This is a genomic window from Nitrospiraceae bacterium, from assembly GCA_035623075.1.
In the GTDB taxonomy this organism is placed as follows: Bacteria; Nitrospirota; Nitrospiria; order Nitrospirales; family Nitrospiraceae; genus DASPUC01.
Genome location: DASPUC010000022.1, coordinates 144,141 through 156,785, shown reverse-complemented (window position 1 = coordinate 156,785; position 12,645 = coordinate 144,141). Strand labels below are relative to the sequence as shown.

Below are 12,645 nucleotides of genomic sequence, written 5' to 3'. Positions count from 1 at the left end.
GATAAGAGGAGCCTATCGTCATGGGCGTGAAGTCGACGTCTGCTAACTCACGGCCGTCAGTCGAGGAGGAATCATGTTCCGTATTCTCAAGAAGAGCCTCAAAACCGGAGTTGTAACGGGCCAGTATCCTGAAGCCGTTCTACCCGCGGCAGCACCGACACAGGACGTACAAGCCAAAGCCAAGCCGTTCCGTTCATCTCTTGCATTCCGCGCAGTGGACACCGGTTCGTGCAATGCCTGTGAGATGGAATTGAACGCACTCGCAAATCCGGTCTATGACATCGAGCGATTCGGAATTCACATCGCTGCTTCACCACGTCATGCGGATGCGCTCGTGGTGACAGGTCCTGTCACCGTCAATATGGAGCGTGCGTTACAAGATGTGTACGACCAGACGCCTGACCCGAAGATTGTCATCGCGCTCGGTGACTGTGCGGTTCACTGTGGCATGTTCAAGGGCAGCTACGCCGTGACCGGCCCAGTGGAGCGGCACATTCCAGTCGACGTCCGCATTACCGGCTGCCCACCGCGCCCATCAGAAATTCTCAAGGTCCTGTCAGAGCTCCGAGATGACCAACATTCCTCCCGCGACTGAACGAAGCTGTGACATCTGCCGAACGAGTCTGCTTAGCAACCTCTTGCAGCACGAAATTTCATTAACAGCTGTCCCGAATTTCCCCACATCTCGTTGTTGAGCTGTCCAAGAGTTTAGACAACCAAACACGTTGAAATCTCAATGTCCTTCTTCTCTGGATACATGAGACTGTCTAAGAGCGTAGAAATTTTCGCCGGCCATTGTTGACCTGCTGAAGGGGCAGCAGGCCACTAACTCCATGTGATCGCTAGGAAATTTCCAATCCGAATTCTGATGCGCCACTCCGGCACGTCGATTGCGCTAGATGGATTCCGCTGGTGAGGGTCTGGGTGATTTTGGACCGGCCTCCGAATGACCCACTCCTTCGCAAGAAGGGACCCTTCACCAGCTCTAAAACTGTAGGCCGACGGAAGCAAAGAAGCCTTCAGCAATCAGCTTAAGGCTGAAAGCCGAGAGCAAGAGTCAATCAACCATCCGCCCAATGAGGCGGGCACAAGAGGGGGAGGCCGTACGATGAGTTCCTTTAAATTTCAACCAAGAGGCAGGCAGCGCCGCACCAGTCTGGCGCTGATGCTGAACAGTGTGCTGCTGACGAGCAGTCTGGTGGTGACACCGGGATTGTTTGCGGCAGAACCGGGAGAGGCATCCCATGAGGGGCATGCGACTCCCGTCTCGATGCCTGGCTGGGCCCAGGCCCTCAAGAGTCAGACGTTGGTCGAGGATGCGATTGAGGGACGGGCGGGGCGATCCGAGAAATTGGAGATGCAGCACAATCGTCTGATGCGCCGGCTCGAGGAGCAGGCTCAGAAAGACGCGCAGGCCCAGCAGACGTCCGGGGCCTTCAACCACACATCGATGATGCACCAATATATGGGCGGCGACGGATCAAGTTTCCTACTCATGTCGGATGCGAGCAAGGGCGAGCCGGTCTTGACGTCGGGGGGCAAGTGCCCGGGCGGTGTACCGACCAAACAGTACGACATCTCGATGATCAACATTGAGATTACATTGAATCGGTGGCTCGATTACTATCCCGGCTACATGTACGTCCTGACTGAGGATATGGCGAAAGTGCGGGCCGAAGAAGCGAAGAACAAGGCTGCCCGTGACCAAGAAGGGTATGATCCGGGAGCTGTCTCTACCGGGTTGCAGGGCGACATGATTCAGCCCTTGGTCATTCGGGCGAACCAGGGCGATTGCGTGAAGATGACACTGCGCAATCAGATGGAAAGCGAGGATGGCAGCTTGTTCATCCAGGCTTCCAGCATGATCGTGAGCGCGACCGGCAAGCCGGCGACCACGACAAATCCGGAGTCCATCGTGGCTCCGGGCAAGGCGCAGGAATTTGAGTGGTATATCCACCCGCACATGCAGGAAGGGGTGCGGCAGTTCCATTCCTACAGCCATGACCGTGAGTTGACGGTGCTGGGCCTCTTCGGCGCGTTTATCGTGGAGCCGAAGGGTTCGAAGTACCTTGACGCGCTCGGAACAGGGCCCGCGCCTGAGACGAAGAGCGGATGGCAAGTGATGATTGATAATGGGTCCGGAGCGGACTTCCGCGAATTCGTGATTTTCTATCACGAGATCGGCGACGAAGCCTTCCGCCCATTGAACAAGAAGGGTGACTTCTTGCCCCAGCGGGATCCATTGACCGATGCCTATCGGCCGGGCGGACGAGCGCTGAACTATCGTAGCGAGCCGTTCGGTATTGATCAGATGCATCTGCAGCATGAGTATTTCGGCTTCGAAGACGAATCGATGGCCTACAGCGGCTATACCTTCGGCGATCCGCCAACCACGATTGCGCGCGGGTATTTAGGCGAACCGGTGAAGTGGCGTGTGGTGCATGGTGGGTCCGAAGTGTTTCACTCTCACCATCCGCACAGCGGGTCGATTCGCTGGCAACGCAGTCCGGTCACGGAGCCCAATAATCTCTGGGCGATGGGTCAGGATGGTCCGGTGAAGTATCCGGTCGTGCGGACCAAGTCCGACCGCGTGGACGTGGAAGTCATCGGCCCGTCTGAAGCGCTCGACCTCGAGCCAGAATGCGGCGGCGGCGGCTGCCAGCACCTGGCGGGTGAATTCCTCTACCACTGCCATGTCGCGCACCATTATGTGGCGGGCATGTGGGGCTACGGCCGGTTCTATAACACGTTACAGGTCGGCGCGGGCCACACCGACACGATGCCAGACATGCGGGAATTGCCGGACCGGCAGGGCCGGATGAAGCTCGGCGTGTCGTCCGACAAGCTGATCGGGACGACGGTCGATTGGTTCGGGAAGACCTTCAAGATTGTCGACAAGAGCCAGAAGACCAATTGGAAATCCGATCCCATCATTGTGAACATCAAGGATTGGGTGGAAATGTGGGTGCCGGCTCAGGGTCAGCCTGGCCACACGAATGACGAAAAGGGCCAGATCATGGCCTATGACGCCACCGTCTGGGATTGGAAGTGGAACGGCAATGTGGCTGTGGGCGAACGGGAGAGCACGGCGAAATATCCAAAGTATCCCGCTGCGGCGAAGTGGGATGATAGCACCAGGCCAGCCATTCTCTTTGACCCGACCACGGGCAAGATGGCTTGGCCGTTGTTGAAGCCCCACTTCGGCAAGCGGAATCCGTTCTCTGCGAACCACAGCGGCGCGCCCTGGTTAGAGCCGATTCACCAGGATGCGAACGGTGAGCGGACTTCCGAGCCGGCCAAGCCGGGCGAGCAGGGGCGGTGGAGCCTCTGTCCTGAGAATGCCAACCAGAAGTTTTATAACATCCACTTTGTCCGCATGCCGATCACCCTGGCCAAGAAGCAGGGCAAAGAGCCGGCCATGGTCGACAAAGACGGTCTGATCTATGTGCTCCACGAAGAGGAGCGTCTGACCAGAGCCAACGACGACCTCAAGTTCCCAGCGGTCATCCGCGCCAACGTGTATGACTGCGTAGACTTGGTCCTCACCAGCGAATGGGACGACGACGAGTACACCAACTTCCAGTCGTCCAAGATCAACATCCATCCCCACTTCTTCCAATTCGATACGGGGAACTCGGACGGCGTGATCTCGGGCATGGAATACGAAATGTCGGTTCGGCCGTTCACGATGTGGGGCAAGCCCACCAAACACGGGTTGCCGGCTCCGATGGTCGCGAAGATCGTCGGCGGTGCCAAGGCAGGAGCCACCTCCATCAAGATCCAGCTGGCGCCCGGTGCAACGAAGTTCCACGAGAACACCGAGGTGATGGTCGGGATGGATTGCTTGGAGAAGGGCAACGACCCGACGGTCTCGCTCCCGCGGGATAAGAGCTGTTCCGAAGTCGCCCGGATCAAAGATATCAAGGGCGATACGGTCACGTTCTTCAAACCGCTAAAGCACAACCATCCGGCGAACGACCTCGTGTCGCCGGAGTTCGTCCGCTATCGGTGGTGGGTGGATGTGGATCTGGGGACGGTGTTCTGGCACGACCACGCGTTCGGCGCGACGACCTGGCCGCATGGCGGGTTCGGCGTGACGATCGTGGAGCCCTTCGGGTCCACCTATCACGATCCGAGGAATGGCAAACTAGTGTGGAGCGGTCCGATCGCGGACATTCACAGCAACGAACCGATTGGCGCCGGTGTCAGCGGCAGTTTCCGTGAGTTGATGGTCTCCATCCACGACACGGTGCCGCATACTGTGAACATCATCGAAGCCGGCAATCCTCCTGGGCAGCCGGTCGAGGTGGCACTGGAAGCCGGCAAGACCGTGTCGTTCCAGATGCCGGAAAAGATTCTGAACGCACCGAATAAGTACATCAACGGCGGCACGCATACGACCGGCAGCGGCCTCAACTTCCGCGCGGCGCCGTTTGCCCAACGCCTGTCGAACAATCCGGATACGTCGAAGCTGTTCAGCAGTGCCATCCATGGAGACCCGGGTACGCCGTTGCTCCGTGCGTACACGGGGGACACCATGGTGTTCCGTCTGTTGCACCAGCTCATGAACGAATCCCATGTCTGGACCATTTCAGGCCATACCTTCCTCACGGAACGGTACGCGGCGGATGCTAATCGGAAGAACTCGATTCACGTCGGGATCGCCGAGCGGTATGACCTCGTGACCAAGGCCGGTGGATTCCAGGGCATGCCGGGCGATTACATTCACTTCAACGGCCGAAGCTCGCACTTCGCCGAGGGCGGATGGGGCATCGTGCGCGTGCTCGATAAAGAAACGGCTGACCTCCAGCCGCTCCCACGGGGAACGAATCCTCTCGGGATTCGGGCGACTCCAAGTTTTGTGTGTCCGGCTGATGCTCCGGTGAAAAGCTTCAACGTCGTGGCGTTGGACCGCCCGATGAAGCTCAATCCGAAAGCACCGGATGCCATCGAGGTAGACTTCGAGCGGAAGATCGAAATGACCATGCCGGAAGGCAAGATCTACGCGCTCGAGGAAGAAGCGACCACTGTGGCCGGCAACGTGACGCCAAATCCGCTCACGCTGCGTGTGAACCTGGGTGATTGTATCAAGGTGAATCTGAAGAACAAGATGAAGGCGAGCCGGGCGTCGTTCTTTGCGCCGGGATTGTCCTTCGATCCGAAAGACAGCCAGGGCCTGAACGTCGGCAACAACGGCGGCGATCAGACCATCGGCCCAGGTGAGAGCCGTGCCTACACCTACTACGCCCATCCTTCCAACAAGGAAACGACGTCGCTGGTGTGGGACGGTGGGAACATCGTCGTCAATCCGCGTAACGGATTGTACGGCGCCATCATCGTCGGTCCGAAGGGATCCCAGTATCGTGATCCCGTAACGGGGGCCGACATTTCGCAGAAGAATTCCTGGAGAGCGGACGTCATTGTGGATGGCAGCTTACCGGAGAACGTGGGTAAGCGGAACTATCGCGATGTGGCCCTCTTCTTCCAGGATGAAGACAACATCATTGGCACCGCGTTCATGCCCTACGTGCAGAACGTGGCCGGTTTGACGTCGGTCAACTACCGCGCCGAACCGTATAAGTTCCGTGAAGAACAAGGCTGCTCGTTGGGCAAGATCTTCCAGCCTTGCGTAGTGGACAAGCCCGAAGATCCGGTGACGCCGTTGATCGAGGCGCATGCCGGTGATGCGGTCCGCATCCACGTGATCGGGGCGAACAGCGAGCAAAACGGAATGTTCGGGGTCGAAGGCCATGAATGGCCAATCGAGCCCTACATGCCGGGTGCCGACATGATCAGCGTGGTGGAATATGCCGGATCCGAGACCCTGGATGTCTTTATCCGTGGCGGTGCGGGCGGACCGTACCGTCAGGTGGGAGACTTTGTGTGGTCCAATCAACGGCTTCCCTACACGCAGTCAGGGCAATGGGGTTACCTCCGGGTATTGCCAGTTGGCGATTCGCGGCTCCAACCGCTCGGAATCCAGGGGATGGGTGCCAAGCGTGCGGATGTGCAGCCTGAGCCCCAAGCTATTCCGACCGCGATGAAGTAGTCGACCGCGGAATAGTCGTCGTCGATACGGGGGAGCTGCGCGCGATGTGTAGCTCCCCCGTGTTCTTATAAAAAGGAGGCATGAGCAGTCAGCTTTCAGCTATTAGTTTCGGCTGACTGCTGAGGGCTGATTGCTGAGAGCCAAAATCGAGGAGGCCGGAACAACAATGAAGATAATGAAGATAATGAAGAAACTGAAGATACTGAACACAATTCTCGGTGTGCTGATCATCGGGTGGCTTGCCGAGACTGTCTGGGCCTATGAGGAAATTACGGTTTCGGATGGTGGGACTCTCATGGGTACCGTGAAGCTCGAGGGCGTAGTCCCAAAGCCGAAGGGATACAATCTCTTGACGCTGCCCGATCCCTACTACTGCGGCCGGATTTCAGACGGGCAGGGCTGGCGCATTCTGCAACCGTTCCAGGTCGGGCCTGAGGCTGAGTTTCGCGAAGTGGTGGTCTATCTGGATGGAATTGACAAGGGCAAACCCTTCGACGAAACAGGCGTGCCGAAAATTGAAGCGAAAGACTGTCTCTTCGTCCCCTTTACGACGATCGTGCGGGACGATCAAACGGTGACGGTAGTCAACATGGACCCTGTGATGCACGACATTCAAGCGTATGAAACGTCGCATCTGGGGCCGCGAGTGCTGTTCAACGTGCCGCTGCCGATGAATCCGCAGCACCCGAGGAACCTCAAGGATCGCAGCGATGCCGCGATGTACCACAAGCACATGGCCGGCGCGCCGATGAAGCAATTGGTCAATCTCAGCAAGGGCCGGCAGACCTTCGTCATGCAATGCGGTTTTCACGCGTACATGGAGAGCTGGGGCGTGGCCGTGAGCAATCCCTACTTTGCCAAGACGGACCAACAGGGCCGGTTCACCATGACCGATGTGCCGCCGGGCACCTATAAGCTGGTCGTCTGGCATCCCTATATCCGTAGCGCGATAGAGCAAACCGTCACCATCGGTCCGAAGGGGACGGTGGAGGCCAATATCGTCGTTCCGGCCCCGACCGGGCGGCTCTATGCCAATGAGGTGCTGGAGCATGCCTACGTTCGCTACAACGTGCCTGAGGAAACGAAGAAGGAAATCGATCCGATGATCAAGAAGCAGGAACACCACTAACGTGAGGCGTGACCCCTCGACGGGGCTCGGGGTCACCCTGAGCAAGTCGAAGGGTGAAACGTAAGGCGTGAGGCGAAGCATTGGCGAGGGGCTAGTGGCGAGAGGATAGGAGATGGTTCGGAGAAGAAAGGGCATTGCTATTCAGAGGAAGTATTCCCCTCGCCTCGTGCCTCGTGCCACTTGCGTACTTCTCTGCCTCTTGCCCCTTGCCTCTAGCCTGGTCCTATGCAGCCTTGCACTGGCCAATCATGAGTCTTCAAAGCAGCCGCCACTGTGGACACCGCTGGATGGACCGGAACGGCTGGCGGCAATGGACACACCGCAAGGGATGGTGACGGTGCCGGCCGGTTGGTTTTTGATGGGCAGCGATCTGAGCGTAGACCGTGCAGCTGGTCCGCAAGAACTGCCGCAACACAACGTGTATCTCGATGCGTTTCAAATCGATCAGTACGAAGTGTCGAACGTGGATTATCTGCGCTTCGTGCTGGCTACAGGGGTGGACTGGCCGCCATTTTGGCGGGAAAGTCCGTTTCCTGAAAAGGCGGCTCTCCATCCGGTCATTAACGTGAGCTGGTACGAGGCAGAGGCCTACTGCCGCTGGGCGGGCAAACGATTGCCTACCGAAGCGGAATGGGAAAAAGCGGCGCGGGGTGTGGATGGCCGGATCTTTCCCTGGGGCGACGAACCGGCTGGATGGATCAAGAGCAACATCGCCCATTCGGGGTCCAAACGCGGCTTCAAGTATCCGCCGCTCGCGAATATCAACCGGTATGACAAGGGCGTGAGTCCTTACGGCGTCTACCAAATGGCAGGCAACGTGAGTGAATGGGTGGCGGATTGGTTCGATCCGGAATACTACCGGAAGGGCAACAATGAGAACCCTAGGGGACCTGAATCGGGCGACATCAAAGTCTTCCGTGGAGGCTCATGGAATGAGGATCCGGAGGTGGCTCGCTCTGCCGGGCGCAACGGCGGCGAACCGGATCGGAAGAGCTATCTCACCGGCTTTCGTTGCGCAAAGTCTGGAACAAGCTCTCAGCCATCAGCGATCAGCTATCAGCTCACGAAAACTCCATAAGTTACTGACAGCTGAAGGCTGATCGCTGAAAGCTTAAGAAGGAGGAGACCAAAGTGTGGAAGGTAAAGACATACAGAGGTTTCGGAAGTGGGACTGGGTCGTCAACACACTGCTGATTGCAGCTGCGTTGTTTGCCCTGTCTCGCCTGGCCTGGGGGCTGAATACCCAAGACATCGTGGTGGAGGTGGAATGGACGGAGGCAGGGAAAAAGATCGCCGCGGAACGTGTCGCCACCTGGAAGGCCAAAGACGAGATGGTGCTGGTGCCGGCCGGTGAGTTCATCATGGGCAGCGACAAGAAAACGGACCGACTCGCGTATCGTGGCGAGACCCCGCAACGGCGCGTCTATCTGGATGCATTCGAGATCGGCAAGTATGAAGTGACGGCATTGGAGTATCTCCGGTTTGTCCTCGCGACGAATCGGAATCCCCAATTAGATTGGCGATACGACGGCGGGAATTTCCAGGAAGCCATGGCACATCATCCCATCATGCACGTCAGCTGGTACGACGCCGATGCCTTTTGCAAATGGGAAGGCAAGCGGTTGCCGACGGAAGCGGAATGGGAGAAGGCGGCGCGTGGGACAGATGGTCGGCTCTATCCGTGGGGCAATGAATATGCCGGGCCGAGCAGGGCGAACTTCGGAAGGACCGGCCTCTCCGGTCCTGTGCGGGATCGTCCGGAGCGGCTGCTGCTGTATCCGCCAATCATCTCCGTCGATAAGTACGACAAGGCCGTGAGTCCCTACGGGCTTTATCAGACGATCGGCAACGTGGCTGAATGGGTGGCCGACTGGTACGACAAGGATTATTACGCGACGGCGCCGGAACGCAATCCGAAAGGTCCGGAGACGGGAACCCAGAAGGCGTTCCGTGGCGGCGGCTGGATGGACAGCACGACAACCATGCGCGTCGCCATGCGGAATGGAACCGATCCAAACACGAAGATCAATTGGATGGGCTTCCGATGCGCGCGATCTATGAATGATACCTATCAACTATCAGCAGTCAGCAAGTCGATCAACCCCCTCCTGGCCTCCCCCTACTAGGGGGAGGAAGGGTGGGGGTGGCTGAAGGCTGACAGCTAGTGGCTGATAGCTATCGCTTTACGTGTTTCGATGACTCGACTCTTCAACTTGCTGATGTCTCGGGCCGGCGAGCGCAACTCAGCGAAGCCGTCGGAAGAGGAGGCAGCTCTTCCGATCATTGCCCAGGGAGGGGGACATCATGCAGATCGGGAAAACATGGTCGAACATTGGAGTGTGGTCTGTCGCAGTTGTGATCGTCGCGGGGCTCGCTGTTTGTGGTGCCTGGCCGGCCTTGGCTGAAGAAGGCACCGGAAATCAAGTATTTTTCAGGGGCGGGTTCGTGGGATTCAACAGCAACCGGGGAGGCGGATTCTTCACCGATTGCGGCCTTGGCCCTTCTACCACATGTAACCAAAACAACGACAGCACCGGCTGGTACGTCGGGGCTGGGTTGGATCTGGTGCTGTCGAAGAATATCTGGGGGGCGATGGATAAGACCTGGGCCTTGGGCGAGATCGGACTCCAGTTCAATCGGATCGGGTCGTCCACCGTTTGCGGCGGTGTGACAGCAGCAGCCGGCGGCTGTCCAGCAAAAACTCAGCTGACGTCGGTGACGATCGACGTGGCCCCCAAGATTAAGTTCATGGAAGGGAGCCCGCTCAGACCCTGGATCATTCCCATCGGGTTGGACATCATGGTCATCAGCCCTCCCTCTAACCAGACGCAGTATTTGGATGTGGGTGTCGAGTTCGGGGTCGGCGTCGAATACGAAGTATGGAAGGCTTTCAAGCTTGGACTGGAAGGTCGGTATCACCTCATGGCCAACATGACCAACACGAACAATAGCTATGGGCAGGTCGGCCCGTATGTGGGCATTTCGTTCTAGCTCGAAACACCTCTGTGTCAGATCGGTGTAGGAGTCTCGCCACGTGACAAAAGGTGCAGTCTTGAATCTGGTTGTTCACATTCCTCATCGCGGCACCGAGCCGGAACCCAGTGCGCTGGGCCTCGCTCAGCGCGCGCCGACGTTCACGACGGAATGGATGAATAAAGAGCGAATGAGTGTCGCGATTTTCCCTTCGCTGCCCACGGGGATCGATCTTGCCGTGCAACTGATTGGTGCGGCAATTCACATCGAGGGAGCATGGGCCAGCGTCAATTCCAAACCGATCTCCAGCCTGACGAAGCTCTGGCAACGCCTCGACTGCTATCGTGGCAGTCTTGCAATAACGGCTTCGAAGCGCTATTGCCAGGAGAAGGCTGTTCTCTTCAACACCCTCGTGGGATGCGAACACCAATCTTGCCCGGTGCCCTGCCAGTTCGTGTGTACACCGTGCCTGCGCATAACGCAGGAAGGATCCGCGTTGTCAGTCGATCAGCGCCATGAGGCGGTGACTGCTCTGGCAGAGATCGACTGGTGTCCCAGCTTGCGACTGCCTCAGAACGAAGAAGAACAACTCTGTATCCCGTCGAATTCAACTACGTTGACTTCCACGAGTTCCTAGTATCCGACTTTCCGATGCTTCCGCTCGTTGTCATCTGGCTTCACATCCTGGCAGCGGTCGTTTGGATCGGCGGGATGATGTTTCTCTCGTTGGTGCTGGCTCCACTTGTCAGAAGGGAGAATACGGTACCGGGGTATACGGTTCTTTTTCGATCAGCCGCACAACGATTTCGACTCATCGTATGGTTGGCGATCGGTATCCTTCTCAGTACGGGACCGGTGCTCCTACGTGGAAGAGGAATTTCCAGCATAGACATGACGCAGTGGCCACCAGTTTTTCTCTTCAAGGCGGCCCTTGTCGTGGTTCTCCTTCTGCTCACCTTCTTGCACGATCTCTTGCTTGGACCGCTTGTCAGTCGGAACAGTACAATACCGGCTCGTGTTCGGACCGTGGGGGAACAGATCTTTATGAGAGCCTCCCGCTGGGTTCCACGGCTTGCCTTGGCTGTCGCGCTGGGAGTGCTCTTTGTCGCCGTCATCTTTGTGCGGTCCTAGCCCGGTTCATTCTGTTGCCTTTTGCAACAGCGTCGTTTAACCACTGGGGCGGGGCTCACCTCGGTTCTGTTCCTTCTCCATAGCTTCAGCCTCGAATCGTTGATATTATTCCTGCCCAGATTCTAGGCTAATGAAACTGTTCTGCACGGCCCTCTCCTTGCAGCCTCTGACACGGTGTTGTAATTGGGGAACATCAATGCCCCGCAGGTTGGTTTGAAATGAGGATTCCCAAGCGCGGTGGCCTGGTTGTCGCCGGACTGGTTGCCTTGCTTGCCGGGGGCTATTTGGCCGTGGGTGCTGGTTTCTGGAATCGCGGATTGCCGGAAGGGTTGATTCAGGCCAACGGACGCATCGAAGGCGATCACCTGACCATTGCCAGTAAATTTCCCGGGCGTATTCAGGAACTGCTTGTCCGCGAAGGTGACACCGTCACAGCAGGGCAGGTTATGATTCGAATTGACGACGTCCAGACCCGTGCCAGGGTTGATCAAGCCCTGCACGGGTGGGAGGCACTCGAGGCGCAAGTGCAGGCGGCGCATACCGCTCTGGCTGTCCTCAACCTGGACGTGCCCTTAGCGATCGAGTCGGCCCAGTCCCACGTCGATGAAGCCCGAGCGGGGCTGGAGAAGGCGAAGACCGTCGAGCGGGAAGCCAGCCTGGATGAGCAGCGCTTCCGCAACCTGCTCCCCGAGCAGGCAGTGACGCAGCAACAGTACGATCAAGCACTTGCCCGATGGAACGTGGCGAAGAGCGAAGTGGCGGTGGCACGGTCGACGCTCGAGAAAGCGACGAAGGAGCTGGCGCAAGCGGAATTGGGGTGGAAACGGATTCGCGCCAAGGAGGATGAGGTCGCCGCGCTGGAACGTCAGCGGGATCAACTCGAAGCGGTATTGAATGAAGCAGAGAGCGTGCTGGCCGATCTCACGATTCGTGCACCGGCCAACGGAACCATTACGACGCGAATGGTGGATATCGGCGAAGTCGTCACCGCCGGGGCGCCACTGTATGAAGTTGTGGATCTGGACCGGCTGTACCTCAAAGTCTATGTGCCGGAAAACCAAATCGGAAAAATTCGGTTGAATCTGCCGGCTCGTATTTACACCGATGCGTTCCCCGATCGGCCGTTTGATGCAACGGTGCGATACATCGCCTCAAAGGCGGAGTTCACGCCCAAAGAGATTCAAACCCCGGACGAGCGCGTGAAGCTCATTTACGCGTTGAAGCTCTATGTGAAAGAGAATCCGGATCATCAACTGACCCCCGGTCTGCCGGCCGATGCAGTCATTCGCTGGAAGGACGATGTGGCGTGGGTGAAACCGAAACGATGAGCAGCCCCCCACCCTTCCCTCTCCCTACTAGGGGG

General features: G+C 57.8%; 9 protein-coding genes. All 9 read left to right on the top strand.

Translation table 11 applies throughout. The annotated features are described in order from the left end of the window. Positions 1-73: 73 nt before the first annotated feature. The 9 genes from nuoB (at position 74) to VEI50_05480 (ending at position 12,610) form a co-directional block, all read left to right on the top strand. Positions 74-595, top strand: a complete 522-nt coding sequence (gene nuoB / locus VEI50_05520; protein ID HXX74565.1) for an NADH-quinone oxidoreductase subunit NuoB — start codon at positions 74-76, stop codon at positions 593-595. A gap of 513 nt (positions 596-1,108) precedes the next feature. After that, on the top strand, positions 1,109-6,049 hold the full coding sequence (locus VEI50_05515; GenBank protein HXX74564.1) for a hypothetical protein: 4,941 nt from the start codon (positions 1,109-1,111) through the stop codon (positions 6,047-6,049). 166 nt (positions 6,050-6,215) lie between these two features. Then, the gene (locus VEI50_05510; protein ID HXX74563.1) at positions 6,216-7,178 is read left to right on the top strand and encodes a carboxypeptidase regulatory-like domain-containing protein; all 963 of its coding nucleotides are present in this window, start codon (positions 6,216-6,218) and stop codon (positions 7,176-7,178) included. 310 nt (positions 7,179-7,488) lie between these two features. Beyond that, the gene (locus VEI50_05505) at positions 7,489-8,256 is read left to right on the top strand and encodes an SUMF1/EgtB/PvdO family nonheme iron enzyme (GenBank protein HXX74562.1); all 768 of its coding nucleotides are present in this window, start codon (positions 7,489-7,491) and stop codon (positions 8,254-8,256) included. Between the two features lie 55 nt (positions 8,257-8,311). Continuing rightward, positions 8,312-9,304, top strand: a complete 993-nt coding sequence (locus tag VEI50_05500) for an SUMF1/EgtB/PvdO family nonheme iron enzyme (protein HXX74561.1) — start codon at positions 8,312-8,314, stop codon at positions 9,302-9,304. Positions 9,305-9,482: 178 nt separating this feature from the next. After that, the gene (locus VEI50_05495; GenBank protein HXX74560.1) at positions 9,483-10,169 is read left to right on the top strand and encodes a hypothetical protein; all 687 of its coding nucleotides are present in this window, start codon (positions 9,483-9,485) and stop codon (positions 10,167-10,169) included. 43 nt (positions 10,170-10,212) lie between these two features. Beyond that, on the top strand, positions 10,213-10,788 hold the full coding sequence (locus VEI50_05490; protein ID HXX74559.1) for a hypothetical protein: 576 nt from the start codon (positions 10,213-10,215) through the stop codon (positions 10,786-10,788). Positions 10,789-10,802: 14 nt separating this feature from the next. Then, positions 10,803-11,282, top strand: coding sequence for a hypothetical protein (locus VEI50_05485; GenBank protein ID HXX74558.1), 480 nt, complete (start codon positions 10,803-10,805; stop codon positions 11,280-11,282). Positions 11,283-11,500: 218 nt separating this feature from the next. Beyond that, the gene (locus VEI50_05480) at positions 11,501-12,610 is read left to right on the top strand and encodes an efflux RND transporter periplasmic adaptor subunit (GenBank protein HXX74557.1); all 1,110 of its coding nucleotides are present in this window, start codon (positions 11,501-11,503) and stop codon (positions 12,608-12,610) included. Positions 12,611-12,645 lie beyond the last annotated feature (35 nt).